This window comes from Sphingomonas fuzhouensis, from assembly GCF_034659795.1.
In the GTDB taxonomy this organism is placed as follows: Bacteria; Pseudomonadota; Alphaproteobacteria; order Sphingomonadales; family Sphingomonadaceae; genus Sphingomonas; species Sphingomonas fuzhouensis.
On record NZ_JAXSQY010000004.1, the window covers coordinates 239,076 to 254,471 of the forward strand.

Annotated in this window: 18 protein-coding genes; 4 read left to right on the forward strand and 14 right to left on the reverse strand. The window is 67.2% G+C overall.

The annotated features are described in order from the left end of the window. Positions 1-52 precede the first annotated feature (52 nt). From metX to U1H82_RS11160, 3 genes are all read left to right on the forward strand, one after another. Positions 53-1,213 (forward strand): homoserine O-acetyltransferase MetX, encoded by a 1,161-nt coding sequence (metX, locus tag U1H82_RS11150; protein ID WP_322964988.1) that lies wholly within the window; start codon positions 53-55, stop codon positions 1,211-1,213. After that, positions 1,210-1,803 carry a methionine biosynthesis protein MetW gene (gene metW, locus U1H82_RS11155; RefSeq protein WP_322964989.1) on the forward strand — a complete coding sequence of 198 codons (594 nt, stop codon included), beginning with the start codon at positions 1,210-1,212 and terminating at the stop codon, positions 1,801-1,803. The genes metX and metW overlap by 4 nt, the downstream gene beginning before the upstream one ends. A 66-nt stretch (positions 1,804-1,869) precedes the next feature. After that, a complete protein-coding gene (locus tag U1H82_RS11160) occupies positions 1,870-2,262 on the forward strand; it encodes a response regulator (RefSeq protein ID WP_322964990.1) in 393 nt (130 codons plus the stop codon). 43 nt (positions 2,263-2,305) lie between these two features. On the opposite strand, the gene U1H82_RS11165 is transcribed toward U1H82_RS11160, so the two are convergent. The 6 genes from U1H82_RS11165 to U1H82_RS11190 form a co-directional block, all read right to left on the reverse strand. After that, positions 2,306-3,859: a sensor histidine kinase gene (locus tag U1H82_RS11165; protein ID WP_375339525.1), complete on the reverse strand. Its 1,554-nt coding sequence runs from the start codon at positions 3,857-3,859 to the stop codon at positions 2,306-2,308. A 78-nt stretch (positions 3,860-3,937) separates the two neighbouring features. Beyond that, positions 3,938-4,513 (reverse strand): single-stranded DNA-binding protein, encoded by a 576-nt coding sequence (ssb, locus tag U1H82_RS11170; protein WP_322964991.1) that lies wholly within the window; start codon positions 4,511-4,513, stop codon positions 3,938-3,940. 20 nt (positions 4,514-4,533) lie between these two features. Beyond that, entirely contained in the window at positions 4,534-6,393 is a 1,860-nt protein-coding gene (gene feoB, locus U1H82_RS11175) for a ferrous iron transporter B (protein ID WP_322964992.1), read from the reverse strand. 19 nt (positions 6,394-6,412) lie between these two features. Next, a complete protein-coding gene (locus U1H82_RS11180; RefSeq protein ID WP_375339520.1) occupies positions 6,413-6,664 on the reverse strand; it encodes a FeoA family protein in 252 nt (83 codons plus the stop codon). A gap of 96 nt (positions 6,665-6,760) precedes the next feature. Further along, the gene (locus U1H82_RS11185; RefSeq protein ID WP_375339521.1) at positions 6,761-7,420 is read right to left on the reverse strand and encodes a COQ9 family protein; all 660 of its coding nucleotides are present in this window, start codon (positions 7,418-7,420) and stop codon (positions 6,761-6,763) included. 19 nt (positions 7,421-7,439) lie between these two features. Further along, positions 7,440-8,405 carry a DMT family transporter gene (locus U1H82_RS11190; RefSeq protein ID WP_322964994.1) on the reverse strand — a complete coding sequence of 322 codons (966 nt, stop codon included), beginning with the start codon at positions 8,403-8,405 and terminating at the stop codon, positions 7,440-7,442. Positions 8,406-8,470: 65 nt separating this feature from the next. Here U1H82_RS11190 and U1H82_RS11195 point away from each other — a divergent pair, with 65 nt between their 5' ends. Continuing rightward, a complete protein-coding gene (locus U1H82_RS11195; RefSeq protein ID WP_322964995.1) occupies positions 8,471-9,565 on the forward strand; it encodes an alkene reductase in 1,095 nt (364 codons plus the stop codon). A gap of 225 nt (positions 9,566-9,790) precedes the next feature. Here the strand turns inward: U1H82_RS11195 and U1H82_RS11200 are convergent, their stop codons facing one another. The 8 genes from U1H82_RS11200 to U1H82_RS11235 all read right to left on the reverse strand — a co-directional run bounded on the left by U1H82_RS11200 (position 9,791) and on the right by U1H82_RS11235 (position 15,364). Then, the gene (locus tag U1H82_RS11200) at positions 9,791-10,213 is read right to left on the reverse strand and encodes a hypothetical protein (protein ID WP_322964996.1); all 423 of its coding nucleotides are present in this window, start codon (positions 10,211-10,213) and stop codon (positions 9,791-9,793) included. Continuing rightward, a complete protein-coding gene (locus U1H82_RS11205) occupies positions 10,210-10,758 on the reverse strand; it encodes a GNAT family N-acetyltransferase (RefSeq protein ID WP_322964998.1) in 549 nt (182 codons plus the stop codon). The genes U1H82_RS11200 and U1H82_RS11205 overlap by 4 nt, the downstream gene beginning before the upstream one ends. Then, on the reverse strand, positions 10,755-11,174 hold the full coding sequence (gene ribH / locus U1H82_RS11210) for a 6,7-dimethyl-8-ribityllumazine synthase (RefSeq protein ID WP_042488209.1): 420 nt from the start codon (positions 11,172-11,174) through the stop codon (positions 10,755-10,757). The genes U1H82_RS11205 and ribH overlap by 4 nt, the downstream gene beginning before the upstream one ends. Beyond that, positions 11,174-12,325, reverse strand: coding sequence for a 3,4-dihydroxy-2-butanone-4-phosphate synthase (ribB, locus tag U1H82_RS11215; RefSeq protein ID WP_322964999.1), 1,152 nt, complete (start codon positions 12,323-12,325; stop codon positions 11,174-11,176). The genes ribH and ribB overlap by 1 nt, the downstream gene beginning before the upstream one ends. Then, complete coding sequence (locus U1H82_RS11220) at positions 12,315-12,917, reverse strand: riboflavin synthase (protein WP_322965000.1); 603 nt, start codon at positions 12,915-12,917, stop codon at positions 12,315-12,317. Before U1H82_RS11220 ends, ribB begins: the two co-directional genes overlap by 11 nt. A 1-nt stretch (position 12,918) precedes the next feature. After that, positions 12,919-13,860 carry a bifunctional diaminohydroxyphosphoribosylaminopyrimidine deaminase/5-amino-6-(5-phosphoribosylamino)uracil reductase RibD gene (gene ribD / locus U1H82_RS11225; RefSeq protein ID WP_322965090.1) on the reverse strand — a complete coding sequence of 314 codons (942 nt, stop codon included), beginning with the start codon at positions 13,858-13,860 and terminating at the stop codon, positions 12,919-12,921. A 14-nt stretch (positions 13,861-13,874) separates the two neighbouring features. After that, a complete protein-coding gene (locus U1H82_RS11230) occupies positions 13,875-14,222 on the reverse strand; it encodes a hypothetical protein (RefSeq protein ID WP_322965001.1) in 348 nt (115 codons plus the stop codon). A 299-nt stretch (positions 14,223-14,521) separates the two neighbouring features. Further along, positions 14,522-15,364 (reverse strand): phasin family protein, encoded by an 843-nt coding sequence (locus U1H82_RS11235; protein WP_322965002.1) that lies wholly within the window; start codon positions 15,362-15,364, stop codon positions 14,522-14,524. Positions 15,365-15,396: the final 32 nt, after the last annotated feature.

The window sequence follows — 15,396 nt, forward strand, 5'->3', positions numbered from 1 at the left end:
AGCGGCCTCGCCCTTGCGTTGCCAAGCATCGCGGCCTAGCGGATAGGGCTCCATGGCCGCTTCCGTTTCCGCTTTATCCCATGGCGACGACCAGCGTTTTGGTCTGTCGCGGCATGTCGTGCTGGCCGGGCCGTTGCGGCTCGACGGCGGCGGCCTCTTGTCGCCGGTCGAAATCGGCTATGAGACCTATGGCCATCTGAATGCCGATGGCTCCAACGCCATTCTGATCTGCCACGCGCTGACCGGCGACCAGCATGTCGCCAGCCCCCATCCGCGCACCGGCAAGCCGGGCTGGTGGACGCGTCTGGTGGGCGAGGGCAAGCCGATCGACCCGACGCGGCATTTCATCATCTGCTCCAACGTCATCGGCAGTTGCATGGGATCGTCCGGCCCCGCGACCATCGACCCTTCCACCGCCGAGCCCTGGGCGATGCGTTTCCCGGTCATTACCATCCGCGACATGGTGCGCGCGCAAGCCATGCTGCTCGACCATCTCGGCGTCGGCCAGCTGAAGGCGGTGGTCGGTGGATCGATGGGGGGAATGCAGGCGCTGAGCTGGGCCGCGACCTTCCCCGAGCGGGTGCGCGCCTGCGTCATGGTCGCCTCCACCGCGCGGCATTCGGCACAGAATATCGCGTTCCACGAGGTCGGGCGGCAGGCGATCATGGCCGACCCGAAATGGCGCGGCGGCGCCTATTATGAGTCGAACGATCCCCCTGCCGCAGGGCTCGCGGTGGCGCGGATGGCGGCGCATATTACGTACCTGTCGGAAGCGGGCCTCACCGAGAAGTTCGGGCGGCGACTTCAGGCGCGGCCCGACCGGCCGGACGGGGCCAAGAGCTTCGGCTTCGACGCCGATTTCCAGGTCGAGAGCTATTTGCGGCATCAGGGATTGAGCTTCGTCGATCGGTTCGACGCCAATTCCTATCTCTACATCACCCGCGCACTCGATTATTTCGATCTGGCCGAGGAGCATGGCGGGCTGCTCGCCAACGCCTTCCGGGGGACCAGGACGCGCTTCTGCCTCGTCAGCTTCGACACCGATTGGCTCTATCCGACCGCCGAGTCGCGCGCCGTGGTGCAGGCGCTCAACGCGGCGGGGGCGGCCGCGAGTTTCGTCGAGCTGTCCAGCCCCTACGGCCATGACGCCTTCCTGCTGGAGGCGCCCGAGATGAACCGGGTGATCGACGGCTTCCTCAGGGCCGAGCCATGAGCGAGCCGCTGCGTCCCGATCTGGCGATCATCGCACGCCATGTCGCACGCGGCGCGCGCGTGCTCGATGTCGGCTGCGGCGACGGGCAGCTGATGGCGGCGCTGCGCGACGAAGCCGGGGTGGATGCGCGCGGGCTGGAGATCGATCCGGCCAATGTCGCCTCGGCGGTCGCACGCGGACTGGCGGTGGTGCAGGGCGATGCGGACACCGATCTGGCGGGCTATCCCGACAAGGGGTTCGACTATGCGATCCTCAGCCAGACGTTGCAGACCGCGCGCGCGCCCGACCAGGTGCTCGACCATCTGTTGCGCATCGGCGGACGCGCCTTCGTCTCCTTCCCCAATTTCGCGCATTGGCGGGTGCGGCTGTCGCTGCTCTGGGGCGGGCGGATGCCGGTGACGAAGCTCCTGCCCGAACAATGGTATGACACGCCCAATATCCATCATGTGACGATCGACGATTTCCGCGCCTTCGTCCGGCAACGGCGGATCACCGTGGAGGGCCGCTGGTTCCTCTCGCGGGGCCGCCCGACCAGCGCGGCGGCGGCCAATTTCCGCGCCGAACACGCCGTATTTTTATTACGTCGTTGAAACGACGACATTTACGGAACTTTATCTGGATCAAGATGTTGACCCGGAAAGTGACGGGAATTTGACATGAGCCAAACTGCCCTGATCGTGGAAGACGAAATCTTCGTGGCCCTCGATCTGGAGCGCATTCTGACCGATGCCGGCTATCAAGTAGCTGGAATCGCGGCGGATAGCCGCACCGCCATCGAATGTGCGCCGGGCTGCACCTTTGCCTTTGTCGACGTCAACCTGCGCGATGGCGCGACGGGTCCGGAGATCGCGCGCCGGATCGCCGAGGACTATGGCGTGAAGATCGTCTTCGTCACCGCCAACCCCGCCCAGATCGGCAACGGGGTCGAAGCGCTCGGCTATATCCGCAAGCCGTTCAGCGAGCGGGCGATCCTGGCGGCCGCCGCCCTGGCAACGGGGGCAGAGCAGGCCGCGCCCGAAGACGTCATCCCTCTCGGCATCGCGATGTAAGCTGCGGATCGGCGCAGGTCGATCGCACCCATATACCGGGCAATTACCGGCAGGGGCCTGTCCCTGCCGGACGGCTGAACGCCGCCAACGGCACCTCGATCGTCGCCACCAGCCCATCCCGCCGCCAGTCGCGCGACACCTTGCCCCCCAATTGCCGCACGGCCGACAGCTCGACCAGCTGCGAGCCGAAGCCGCTGCGATCGGGCGCGGCCTCCAACTGCGGGCCGCCCGCTTCCTGCCAGCACAGCGTGACCATCGGGTCCGCGCGCCGGACCGACAGTTCCACCTGTCCCGTCATGACCGACAGCGCGCCATATTTGGCGGCATTGGTCGCCAGTTCGTGGAACAGCAGCGCCAGCGGCGTCGCCGACCGATCATCGACCGGTACGTCGTCGCCCGTCACGACGATGCGCAACGCATCCGTGTCGCCGCGATAGGGCTCGAACAGGTCGCCGAGCAGGCCATGGAGCGAGTCCTGCCGCGCCTTGGGCTGCGACTGGGGGCTGTGCGGGCGCACGAAGTCGTGCGCCCGGCCCAATGCGGTGATCCGGTCGCGCAGATCGCTGGCGATCCCGCCAAAGCCCGGATGGCTGCGCGCGGCAAAGGCGATCAGGCCGGAGATCACCGCGAAGATGTTCTTGATCCGGTGGCTGAGTTCCTGGCTGACGATCTCGCGCTCTTCCAGCGCCAGTTTCTGTTCGTGAATGTCGGTGCAGGTGCCGAACCACCGGGTGATCCTGTCCTCGGCATCGCGGATCGGCAGCGCACGCCCCAGCACCCAGCGATAGGTGCCGTCATGATGCCGCAGCCGATACTCGATCTGATAGGGCTCGCCCGTCGTCAGGCTGTGACGCCACCGGGCCCAGGCGCGGTCCTGATCGTCGGGATGGAACACGCCGTTCCAGGCTTCGCCATCGGTCGAGCCGTCGGGCATGCCCGTAAATTCGTACCAGCGGGCATTGTAATAGTCGTGGAAACCGTCGGGCAGGGTCGACCAGACCATTTGCGGCATGGTGTCGGCGAGCGTGCGGAACCGCTGCTCGCTATCGGCGACCCGCGCCTCGGACGCTTCGACGGTGCGGTCATGCTCCAACCGCGCGCGGCGGTCCTGCAACCGGCCCATGACGGCGGTCGCCAGGATTGCGAGCCCGCGATACTGGAAATCGGTCAGCCCTTCCGGCCGGGGCTCAGGCGAGATGACGCAGATCGCGCCCAGCGGCACGCCCTCATGCGACAGCAGCCGCGCGCCCGCATAGAAGCGGATATGGGGCGGCCCCTTCACCAGCGGGAAATCGGCGAAGCGCGGGTCCAGCCGCGCATCGGGGATGACCATCACCGCCTCGCCCGCGACCATGGCATGGGCGCAGAACGAGGTGTCGCGCGGCGTCTGGGGTTCGTCGAAGCCGATCGCGGCCAGGAACTGCTGGGTCTCTTCCTCGACCAGGCTGACCAGCGCGACCGGCGTGGCGCATAATTCAGCGGCAAAGGCCGCCAGATCGTCCAGGCATCCGCTGTCGCGATAGCCCGCCAGATCATAGCTGCGGATCAGCGCCGCGCGCTGATCCTCGGAGATGGTCATCGGGTTCCACCCGACCATCTCCGCCTCGCTTTGTCCGGTTACCCGGTCGTCAAGCCCCTTGCCCTGCATTCCAACACCATGCGTGGACGTGCCCGATCAGAAGGGAACGTCGTCATCCAGATCGTCGGCGAAGCCGCCGCCCTGTCCGAACCCGCCACGGTTGCCGCCGTTCCCGCCCTGGCCGCCGCCGCTCTGATTGCCCGCGCCGCCGCGCGAACCGCCGCCATAACCGCTCGACCCGCCACCGAAGTCGCCGCCGCCGAAATCATCGCCGCCGCCAAAGTCGCTGCCGCCACGGCCGCCGCCGCCCTGACCGCCGCCGGGGCCGTCGAGCATGGTCAGCACCGAGTTGAAGCCCTGCAGCGTCACTTCGGTCGAATAGCGGTCGTTACCCTGCTGATCCTGCCACTTGCGGGTGGTCAGCGCGCCCTCGATATAGACCTTCGAGCCCTTGCGCAGGAACCGCTCGGCGACATTGGCGAGACCTTCGTTGAAGATCTTGACCGTGTGCCACTCGGTCTTTTCCTTGCGCTCGCCGCTGTTGCGGTCCTTCCACGACTCGGACGTGGCGATGCGCAGTTCGACCACCTTGCCGCCATTCTGGAAGGAGCGGCTCTCGGGATCGCGTCCCAGATTGCCGACGAGAATCACCTTGTTGACGCTGCCCGCCATGTATCAGTCCCGTATGTGTTCTAGAGGCCGGCGAAAACGGCCAGCCAATATGTGATGCCTGCCATCACATAGGCCGTGATGAACAAGTACGCCACCATGAAGGCGGGCCATTTCCAGCCGTTCGTTTCCCGCCGCGTGACGGCGATGGTGGAGATACACTGGGGCGCAAAGACGAACCACATCAGGAAGGCGAGCGCGGTGGGCAGCGACCAGTTGCGCTTCAGCTTCTCGGTCATCGCCTTCTGCCCGCCCTCATGCTCGGTATCGTCGATGGCATAGACGGTGCCGATCGCCGCCACCGCGACTTCGCGCGCGGCCATGGCGGGAACGAGCGCGAGCGCGATGTCGCGGTTGAAGCCGATCGGGCGGACCGCGACCTCGATCCCGTTCGCGATGCGGCCCGCGATCGAATAATCGACCGGCGAAATGCCTGAGCCTTCCGGCGGCTTGGGGAAGGACAGCAGCGCCCACAGGATCACGGTGGTCAGCGCGATGGTGGTGCCTGCCCGCTTCAGGAAGATCAGCGCCCGGCTCCACAGCCCCAGCAGCACGTCCCGGATATGCGGCCACTGATATTTGGGCATCTCCATCATGAAGCCCGACGAGGCCCCCTTGGTGACGGTCCGCCGCAGCAGCAGCGCGGCGACGAACGCGCCGACGATGCCCATCAGATAGAGGCCGAGCAGCACCAGCCCCTGAAGGCCGACATAGGGCAGCACCTGCCGGTCGGGAATGAAGGCGCCGATGATGATCGTATAGACGGGCAGCCGCGCCGAGCAGGTCATCAGCGGCGCGATCAATATGGTGGTCAGCCGGTCCTTCTCGTCATCGATCGTCCGCGTCGCCATGATGCCCGGCACCGCGCAGGCAAATGACGATAGCAGCGGGATAAAGGCACGCCCCGACAGGCCCACCTGCGCCATCAGCCGGTCCATCAGGAAGGCGGCACGGACCATGTATCCGGTCGCTTCCAGCACCAAGATGAACAGGAACAGGATCAGGATTTGTGGCAGGAAGACGATGACCGCGCCGACACCGGCGATCAGGCCGTCGGCGATCAGGCTGCGGAACCAGTTGTCGGGCAGGAAGGTCCCGACCTGTAGCTCCAGCCATTTGAACCCCGCCTCGATCCATTCGACGGGCGTCTGCGACCAGGCGAAGACCGCCTGGAACATGATGAAAAGCAGGCCGACCAGCAGGATCGGCCCGGCAATCGGATGCAGCGCGACCGAGTCGAGCACATTCGTCCAGCGGCGGGTCGGCGTCTCCGCCACGGTCGCGGTCGCGGCGAGCTGGCGCGCGCGGCGTTGCAGCGTGACGATATCGGCGATCGCATCGGCGGCGGGGACGGCATGGGCGCGTTCCTCCGAGACCAGCCGGTCGATTTCCGCCTTCAACGCATCCAGGCCGCGCCGGCGCACCGCGACGGTCGGGATCACCGCCACTCCCAGCTCGCGTGCCAGGATGTCGGCGTCGAGCGTCAGGCCGTCACGCTCGGCCAGATCGACCATGTTGAGCGCGACGACAACCGGCAGGCCGAGTGCGATCAGTTGCAATGCGAAGCGCAGGTGATTGTCGAGATTGGCGGCGTCGATCACGACGACCAGCGCATCGGGGCGCCGCTCGCCCGCCTGCGATCCCATCACGACGTTGCGCGTGACCTGTTCGTCCAGGCTGCCGGGATCGAGGCTATAGGCGCCGGGCAGGTCGACCAGCTCGACCGGACGGCCATCCTCCAGGACGAGTCGGCCCGAATGACGCTCGACGGTGACGCCGGGATAATTGCCGACCTTCTGTCGCGCGCCGGTGAGCGCGTTGAACAAGGCACTTTTGCCGGCATTGGGATTGCCGACGAGTGCAACCAGCGGTGCGGCGTTCATTATAGGAGCAAGCGTTCGATCAAACCGCCGGGGCGACGCGGATCGAGGCGGCGACCCGGCGGCGCAGCGCCACCGTCATGCGGCCGATCCGGCAGGCGATCGGCCCGCCGCCCAGGGTCGCGCGGTGGAGCACCTCGACCCCCACGCCTTCATCGAACCCCAGTTCGCGCAGACGTCGTGCCTCGGGCAGGGCCAATTGGCTCCAGTCGATCGCGGCCACGGTCGCCGGTTGCCGCCGGGGAAGGGTTTCGAGACTGCTGAGCATCGCCATGGGTCGTACATAACCCCAGTGCGAGTGATTATCAATTACCCGGTGATGATTTGGGTTTGCTGCACCGCCGCAGACCCTGCGCGATCGGCGTTTCGCCTACACCGCCGGATAGCGCAGCCGTCCGATAAACCGCGACAGGCTGGGCATGTTTTCGCCGCGCTTGGCGACCCCGGCCTTCCACCGCTCGAACCGCATGATCCCTTCGATCCGCCTGCCTAGGAAGGCGCGGGTGTCCGCGTGGTCCTCGCTCTCGTCGTTCAGGAACACCGCGATGGTCGCGCCGTAAACCGCGAACAGCGTCGCGCGCTTGGTATAGTGGTTGTAATCGGTCGCGGTATCGCCCGCCTGTGCCCAGATCGTATCGACCGTCCGCCAGCCGAGTCGCGTACCCGTCGCGGCGTTCTGCGGCATCGCCAGGATGGTCAGCGCGCGGCGCAGCGACTCGCGATAGGGGGCGGCCGCGGTTAGCCGTGCCTCGACCAGCGCGGTGATGCGCTGGCGGATTTTTATCGCGGCGGCCTGCTCGGCGGGGACGGCGGCGATCATCGCGGCGTCGATCCGGGCGAACCAGGCATCGATCATCGCGACGGCGCCGTCCTTGAAGGCGAGGCGCGCAATGTCGCGGTCGACCCCGGCCGCATCCGCCGCCATGTCGCGCGCGGCGTCACCCCAGCCGTCAAAGGCGGCGTTGGACGCGATGCCGTCCGCCAGCAGCGCACGCACCTCGTCGAGAGTCAGGTCCTGAACATCGGTCATGGCAGCCTCGGTCATATGCTTACACGTCGTCCCTATCGTCCGGCTTGGCAACCGTCGATCCACGCCGGACCAGCACCAGGGCGACCGCAACCATCGCCACGCCGACCAGATCGGGCAGCGCCAGCGTCTCGCCATAGACGATCCAGCCGATCGCCGTCGCCACCATCGGCTGGACCAGCAGGGCAAGCCCGACGACCAGCGGGCTGAGCATCCCCAGCGCATAGATCATCAACCCCTGGCCGACGATCTGGCTCCCCAGCGCCAGCAGGATCAGCGGCCCCCAATGGTCGGGCCATATCCGCTCGCCGAGCAACAGGGCGAAGACGAGCAGCGGCACGATGCTGGCCATGGTCGACCAGGCGAGCGCCGGGACCGGGGGCATGTGCTCCCGCACCCGCGACATCAGGATGAAGTAGAGCGCGTAGAGGATGCCCGCCAGCACGCACATCAGGTCGCCGACCAGATGGCGCGGATCGACCTGATAGCTGCGCCCCATCAGCAACCCGGCACCGATCGCCGCCAAGATCAGCGCCACGCCTTGGCTACGCGACGGCCATGCCCGCGCGACGAGGAAGCCATAGAGCGGGAAGATGAAGGTCGCCGAATTGCCGAACAGCGTGGCATTGGCCATCGTCGTCTGGCGGATGCCGATATGCCAGGTGCCCAGATCACCGGCAAAGGCGATGCCGCCGATCAGCAGCAGAGACCACAATATCCCCTGCCCCTTGCCCGGCATACGCGGCCGGGCGGGGCCGAGCAGCGCCACCAGTGCCAGCATCGGCGCGGCGAGCGTGATCCGCCAAAAGGCCGAGGCGACCGGCCCGGTATCGGCCATGCGCACCAGCAGTGGCCCGAAAGCGAGCGCGATATTGGCCAGGATGACCGCGGCAAAGGCCAGGGGCGGCGTGGCATTGGTGCCGCTCCGGTCCGAAAGACGAACGCTTTCAGACGGTTCACTTTTTCTTGGGGGGCGGGACACGGGCATGGGCTCCCTTAACGCCCTATCTGCGTTGCGTCAGGCCGGAAAGGCCGCAAAAGGATTGCATTTTGATGCCAACGCTGTTCGATCCCATCGATCTTGGGGCGATCCACGCCCCCAACCGTATCCTCATGGCGCCGCTCACCCGCGCCCGTGCGACCCGTGAGGCGGTGCCGACGCCGATCATGGCACAATATTATGCACAGCGCGCCAGCGCGGGCCTCATCATCTCCGAGGCGACCGGCATCAGCCGCGAAGGCCTGGGCTGGCCCTATGCGCCGGGCCTGTGGACCGACGAACAGGTCGCCGCCTGGAAGCCTGTGACCGATGCGGTGCACAAGGCGGGCGGCCGGATCGTCGCGCAGCTTTGGCATATGGGCCGCCAGGTGCACAGCTCGGTGACGGGCATGCAGCCGGTCTCGTCCTCGGCGACCCGTACCGAGGGGCAGGCGCATACTTTCGAGGGGAAGAAGGATTTCGAGACGGCGCGGCCGCTTGAACTGTCGGAAATCCCGCGTCTGCTCGACGATTATGAACGGGCGACGCGCAACGCGCTGGCCGCCGGGTTCGACGGGGTGCAGATTCATGCCGCCAATGGCTATCTGATCGACGAATTCCTGCGTGACGGGGCGAACCACCGCAAGGACGAATATGGCGGCTCGCCGGAGAACCGCATCCGCCTGCTCCGCGAGATCACCGAGCGGGTGATCGCGGTCGCGGGCAAGGATCGCGTCGCGGTACGCCTCTCGCCCAATGGCGACAGTCAGGGGGTGGACGACAGCGATCCGGCCTCGGTCTTCGTGCCCGCCGCCAAGATGCTGTCAGACCTCGGCATCGCCTTCCTCGAACTGCGCGAACTGGGGCCGGACGGCACCTATGGCCGCAGCGACGTGCCCAAGCTGTCCCCGCAGATTCGCGCGGTGTTCAAAGGCCCGCTGATCCTGAACAGCGACTATGACAGCCGGGCCAAGGCGCAAGGAGCGCTCGACTCGGGTGTGGCGGACGGCATCGCGTTCGGGCGGACCTTCCTGGCGAATCCCGACCTGCCGGAGCGTCTGCGCATCGATGCGCCGCTCAACGAGAGCGATATGAAGACCTGGTACAGCCAGGGGCCGGAGGGGTATATCGACTACCCCACGCTCGACGAAGCCGCCCGCGCGGCGTGATGAAGGGGGGCGGGGGTTTCTCCCGCCCCTTTCCTGTTGGGCCCGCGTCCACGTCTTTGCGCCACCCCGGCGAAGGCCGGGGCCCAGTCGCGATACGCTGTCGAAGGCACGAGTCGCGTTGAGCAATAGGCCTGACGGCACCTGGACCCCGGCCTCCGCCGGGGTGGCGTCCGTTGGGAACGCCTTTCTCTGCCCAAACTTCGGTCAGCGTGAACGAAGACAGGGCTATTCGCGGATGTCCAACCCGTCGATGAAGCGCGTCACCTGCCCCCGCACCGTCTCGCGGACCTTGGGGTTGAGCAGCAGCATCGGCGCGCCCCACACGACCGGGATCGCAAAGCCCAGTGCCGCCCAGACGATCACCAGCGCCAGCGCCGCCGCCCCGGCATAGCGCAGCCTCTGCATCGCGCCCGCGTCCAGCGTCAGGGTACGCGGCCCCTTCGCGTCGTAGAAACCGTCGGTCGTCCAAGACCCCCCGCCATCGAAGCGGACCTTTTCGGGCAGTTTGAAGCGCGGTGCCTTCCCGTTCGCTGGGCGCGGGGTCTCGGTCCGGCGCGCAGGCGGGAGCTTCCCCGCCTGGGTATCGATCACCTCCAGCCGCCGACCCCGCTCGACGACGCGAAAGCGGGTGGGCGGCATGTCGGTCATGGCTGGCGCGTGCTACGCCGCGCGCGCCACTGGTCGGCGCTCTGGCCCCAGGCATCGACGCGGAAGTTTTCCAGCGGGGCGGGCAGGCGCGTCGGCCCCTCGTTCACCGAGCCCAGCCGCTGCGCCAGTTTGATCGAGCCCGTATTCTCCGGGTCGATGGTGTGGATGACATGATCCCAGCCCAGCACGTCGACGGCATAGTCCATCGCCGCGCACGCTGCCTCATAGGCATAGCCGCGCCCGGCGAATTCCCGCGCCACGCCCCAGCCGACCTCGCGCCCCGGCCAGCCCTCGGGCTGCCATGGCCCGATCCGCCCGACCCAGCGACCAGTGTCGCGCTCGATCACCGAGAACATCGCGAAGCCGCGTACGCTCCATGCACCAACCATGGTGCACAGGGATCGCCACGCCGCCCCGCGCGCCTGCACGCCGCCCAGGAAGCGCATCGTGTCCTCCTCGGCATGGAAGGCCGCCCATGCCTCGAAATCCTCCGCCGAGGGGAGCCGCAAGGTCAACCGCTCGGTCTGGAGGACGGGGGCTGTCACCCGAACCGGCCTTTGAGCGCCAGCATGGCAAGCGCCGCCTTGGCTGCCTCGCCGCCCTTGTTCTTTTCGTCGGGCTTGGCGCGGGTCAGCGCCTGCGCCTCGTTCTCGGTGGTGATGATGCCGTTGCCGATGGGCAGACCGTCCATGGTCAGCGCCATCAGGCCACGCGCGCTCTCGTTCGAGACGATCTCGAAATGATAGGTCTCGCCGCGGATCACCACGCCGATCGCGACGAACGCGTCGTAGCGGCCCGTATCGGCCGCCATCGCCACCGCGCCCGGAATTTCCAGCGCGCCGGGGACGGTGATCGTCTCATGGCTGTGGCCCGCTTCCTCGATCGCGGCGCGTGCACCCGCCAGCAGCAGGTCGTTCAGATGCTCGTAGAAGCGCGCCTCGACGATCAACACATGCGCCATCAGGCGTCTCCCTCAGCATTTTCGATACGACGTTCGCCGACGATCGACAGGCCGTACCCGTCGAGGCCGATCAGCGTGTGATGGGTGTTGGTCAGCAGCACCATGTCCTGCACGCCCAGTTCGGCCAGGATCATCGCGCCGACGCCGTAATCGCGCAATTCTTCCATATCGATCTGCACTTCCTCGCCCGCCTTCAGCCGGACGGCGGTGGTGAAGGCGTCGGTGCGCGGGCGGTTGATGACGACGATCACACCCGAGCCTTCCTCGGCGATCATCCGCATCGACTTGGCGAGAAGCGCGCCGCGCGCGCCCGCCTCGCCGAAGACATCGGCGAAGGGCGACAGCGCGTGCATCCGCACCAGCACCGGCTGGTCGGTGTCGAGCTTGCCCTTGACCAGCGCGACCTGCTCGGTGCCGGTCGCCTTGTTGCGATAGGCGCGCGCGGTCCAGGTGCCGCCCCATTCGCTTTCGAACGTGGCCTCGGACTGCAACTCGACCAGATGATCGTAGCGGCGGCGATAGGCGATCAGGTCGCGGATCGTGCCGATCTTCAGATTGTGGAGCTGCGCGAAGGAGACGAGGTCGTCCATCCGCGCCATCGTGCCGTCCTCGTTCATGATCTCGCAGATCACGCCCGAGGGGTTGAGGCCTGCGAGGCGCGCGACATCGACCGCCGCCTCGGTATGCCCGGCACGCACCAGCACGCCGCCGTCGCGCGCGACCAGCGGGAAGACATGGCCCGGCGTCACCAGCGAGTCCGGCCCCTGGCTCGCGTCGATCGCCACCGCGATGGTCCGCGCACGGTCGGCGGCGGAGATGCCGGTGGTCACGCCTTCGCGCGCTTCGATCGAGATGGTGAAGGCGGTTTCGTGCCGCGTCCCGTTCTTGGGGCTCATCAGCGGCAGGCCGAGCGTGTCGACCCGCTCGCGCGTCATCGCCAGGCAGATCAGCCCGCGCCCGTGCCGCGCCATGAAGTTGACCTTTTCGGGCGTCGCCATCTGCGCCGGGATGACCAGATCGCCTTCATTTTCCCGATCCTCGTCATCGACCAGGATGAACATGCGGCCGTTGCGCGCCTCGTCGATGATCTCTTCGGGGCTGGACAGGAAACCGCGCCGCAGACCGGAAAGCGCGTCGGGATTAGCGGCCACGATAATGCTCCATGCGCTGTAGATAGCGGGCGAGCACGTCGATCTCGATATTGACGCGCTGGCCTTCGCTGATGCCGCCCAGCGTGGTGACGGCGGCGGTGTGGGGGATGATGTTCAGGCCGATGATCGTGCCGTCGGCGCGGTCCTCGACGCTGTTGACGGTCAGCGAGACGCCGTCGACCGTCACCGAACCCTTGGTCGCCATGAAGGGGGCGAGGTCGGCGGGCACGCTTACGAAGACACGGTGCGATCCGCCTTCTTCCGTCACCGACACGACATGGCCGACGCCGTCGACATGGCCGGTGACGATATGCCCGCCCAGTTCATCGCCCAGCTTCATCGCGCGTTCGAGGTTGAGGGGGCGGCCCTGATGCCACTGGTCGGCGGTGCGCCCGATCGTCTCCGCCGAGACGTCGACGGCGAACCAGTCGGGGCCCTTCTCGACCACGGTCAGGCAGACGCCCGAACAGGCGATCGATGCGCCCAGGTCGATGCTGGCCGTATCATAGGCGGTGGCGATGACGACTCGCGTGTCGCCGCGCGTTTCCACGGCGGTGACGGAGCCGATGTCGGTGACGATCCCGGTAAACATATCAGTCGCGCTCGTAGACCTCCAGCCGGTCGCTGCCAAGCATCCGCTGGTCGGTGAGGCGCCAGCGGCCATGGGCGTCGGCGAGGCGGTGCAATCCGATATCACCCAGCGCCGCGCGGCCCTCGCCGATCAGGATCGGGGCGCGGTATAGGAGCAGCCGGTCGACCAGATCGGCGGCGAGGAAGGCGGAGGCGGTCTTCGCCCCGCCCTCGACCATCAGCCGGTCGACGCCTGCCAGATCGGCGATGGCATCGGGAGAGGCGATCGTCTCCCAGCCCGGTGCGGGCGTGTGCGACAACAGGATGCGGCGCGGGCTGCGCGACTCCAGGCCGGGCAGGCGGACGTCGAGCCGGGGCGAATCCGCCTCCAGTGTGCCGCGCCCGACGAGAATCGCTTCATGGCGGCTGCGCTCCAAATGGGTATGGGCGCGGGCCTGCGGGCCGGTGATCCAGCGGCTTTCGCCATCCGCCCGTGCGATCCGGCCGTCGAGCGAGGTGGCGAGCTTCAACGTGACGAAGGGGCGGCCCTGCGCCCGGCGGGTCAGAAAGCCCGCGATCATCGCCCGCGCCTCCGCCTCGCGCACGCCAGTCGTCACCGCGATCCCGGCGGCGCGGGCGCGGGCGAAACCTTCGCCATTGGTGCGCGGATCGGGATCGCCCATCGCGGCGACGATGCGCGCGACTCGGTGGGCGATCAGCAGGTCGGTACAGGCGGGCCCGCGCGCCGAGACATGGGCGCAGGGCTCCAGCGTGACATAGGCCGTTGCGCCTTGTGCCGCCGCGCCCGCTTCGGCCAGTGCCATCGCCTCGGCATGGGGGCGGCCGCCAGGCTGGGTCCAACCACGTCCGACGACCCGGCCATCCCGGACGATCACACAGCCGACATTGGGATTGGGTGCGGTGCGTCCGACGCCGCGATCCGCCAGCGCCAGCGCGGCCCCCATCCAGCGATGGTCGGTCAGAAGCCCCACTTGGTCAGCGCGTCGTCGACCTTTTTGAACTCGGCCCGGCGTTGATCCTGCGCGGCCTTTTCCTCCGCCAGCCGTTCCTTCTTCTTCACATAGTCGATCTTCTGCTGCGCCTTGATCTGCACGTCGGTGCGATCGGCGGGCCATTGTTCGACATAGATGATGTTGGGCCGGTACGGCACCGGCACATAATCGTCGCGCGCAAAGGCGTAGATGAAGAAGCCGGTGATCCCCATCGCGATCATCAGGAACACCAGCTCATAGGGCTGGCGCTGCGACAGGAAGAATCGCAGGTCGCGGATTGCGCGCACGGGCGAGAAGCGGCCGAAGAACGACATGGGGGGAAGATAGGGGTTGTGGGCGCGGGACGCCAGTGGGGATGGGTAGCGGATGTCGGTCTCTGTGAGACGCCGTGCCCTCCCCCATCACCTCCCGCCTGCGGGAGGGGCGTGCCAAGCGCTCCGCTCACGAATTAATCGAGGCTGCTGGTCTTGCCGCTCCCCTCCCGCAGGCGGGAGGTGATGGGGGAGGGCAGGGCCATGAGCAACACGCTGGGTGAGCCCCGACAAACCACGAAAAAGGACGGCCGCATCGCGACCGCCCCATTCCTGTTTCCGCAAAGGAAACCGTCAGCGAATTACGCGACGGTCTTCATCTTCTCGGTGGCGACCGCGAAGCGGTTGCTGATCGGCTGGGCGATCTCGCCAGCGAGCTTCATCATCGTCTCGGTCGAGCGCGAGGTTTCGGCGACCATCGAGTCGAAGGCCGAGCGGGCGAAGTCCGACTGCAGCTTCATGAACTCGGTCGGCGACTTGACCGACGACAGGGTCTGCAGCGTCTGGGTCGCGGTTTCGAAGGTGCGCTTGGCGTAATCCGCCGCGCCCTGGCCCAGCGACTCGGCGCCCTTGGCGGCGATCTTCGACGATTCGACGACCGCTTCCAGATTGCCCTTGTTGAAGGCGATCATGTCTTCGAACAGCTTGGCGCTCTTCTCGACGGTCGCCTGGGTGCGCGCCTGGGCGTCACCGAAAAAGGCCTGGGTCTTGGCAGTCGCGTTTTCGAGGGTGCTCGTGGCGTCCATGATGATGTCCTTGGGCTTTGAGTCCGCCGAAACCGCGGCGGTCGGGGAAGAAATCTCGGGTGCGGTCGGTTTGGCGGGCTTAGCGACCTCGACCGGCTTCGCCACCGGAGCGGGCGCCTCGGCCACCGGCTTGGCCGGAGCCTTGGGGGCCTCGGCCTTGGGCGCCGGAGCGGGCTTCGCCACCTTGGCGACCACCGGCATGGCAGGCTTTTCGCCCGCGCTGGCTGGGGAGGTCAGTGGCAGGCCGGGGCTTGCCGATATGACGGGCGGTGTGACCGCAGATTTGGGCTCCGAGGGGAGGCCGGGCAGCGTCTTGGCTGCGACCGGCTTGGTCGCCCGACGTGGCTTGGCCGCCGACTTGGCGGCGGGAACGGTGGGCTTGTCCTTGTCCAACAGCACTCTCCCGATTTGTTGCGCTGCACAATAGCGAT

Bases quoted from the DNA above. Each gene is read 5' to 3' on its own strand.
- metX (WP_322964988.1), top strand. From the start codon at position 53: ATGGCCGCTTCCGTTTCCGCTTTATCCCATGGCGACGACCAGCGTTTT.
- metW (WP_322964989.1), top strand. From the start codon at position 1,210: ATGAGCGAGCCGCTGCGTCCCGATCTGGCGATCATCGCACGCCATGTC.
- U1H82_RS11160 (WP_322964990.1), top strand. From the start codon at position 1,870: ATGAGCCAAACTGCCCTGATCGTGGAAGACGAAATCTTCGTGGCCCTC.
- U1H82_RS11165 (WP_375339525.1), bottom strand. From the start codon at position 3,859: ATGGTCGGGTGGAACCCGATGACCATCTCCGAGGATCAGCGCGCGGCG.
- ssb (WP_322964991.1), bottom strand. From the start codon at position 4,513: ATGGCGGGCAGCGTCAACAAGGTGATTCTCGTCGGCAATCTGGGACGC.
- feoB (WP_322964992.1), bottom strand. From the start codon at position 6,393: ATGAACGCCGCACCGCTGGTTGCACTCGTCGGCAATCCCAATGCCGGC.
- U1H82_RS11180 (WP_375339520.1), bottom strand. From the start codon at position 6,664: ATGGCGATGCTCAGCAGTCTCGAAACCCTTCCCCGGCGGCAACCGGCG.
- U1H82_RS11185 (WP_375339521.1), bottom strand. From the start codon at position 7,420: ATGACCGATGTTCAGGACCTGACTCTCGACGAGGTGCGTGCGCTGCTG.
- U1H82_RS11190 (WP_322964994.1), bottom strand. From the start codon at position 8,405: ATGCCCGTGTCCCGCCCCCCAAGAAAAAGTGAACCGTCTGAAAGCGTT.
- U1H82_RS11195 (WP_322964995.1), top strand. From the start codon at position 8,471: ATGCCAACGCTGTTCGATCCCATCGATCTTGGGGCGATCCACGCCCCC.
- U1H82_RS11200 (WP_322964996.1), bottom strand. From the start codon at position 10,213: ATGACCGACATGCCGCCCACCCGCTTTCGCGTCGTCGAGCGGGGTCGG.
- ribH (WP_042488209.1), bottom strand. From the start codon at position 11,174: ATGGCGCATGTGTTGATCGTCGAGGCGCGCTTCTACGAGCATCTGAAC.
- U1H82_RS11220 (WP_322965000.1), bottom strand. From the start codon at position 12,917: ATGTTTACCGGGATCGTCACCGACATCGGCTCCGTCACCGCCGTGGAA.
- ribD (WP_322965090.1), bottom strand. From the start codon at position 13,860: ATGGGGGCCGCGCTGGCGCTGGCGGATCGCGGCGTCGGACGCACCGCA.
- U1H82_RS11230 (WP_322965001.1), bottom strand. From the start codon at position 14,222: ATGTCGTTCTTCGGCCGCTTCTCGCCCGTGCGCGCAATCCGCGACCTG.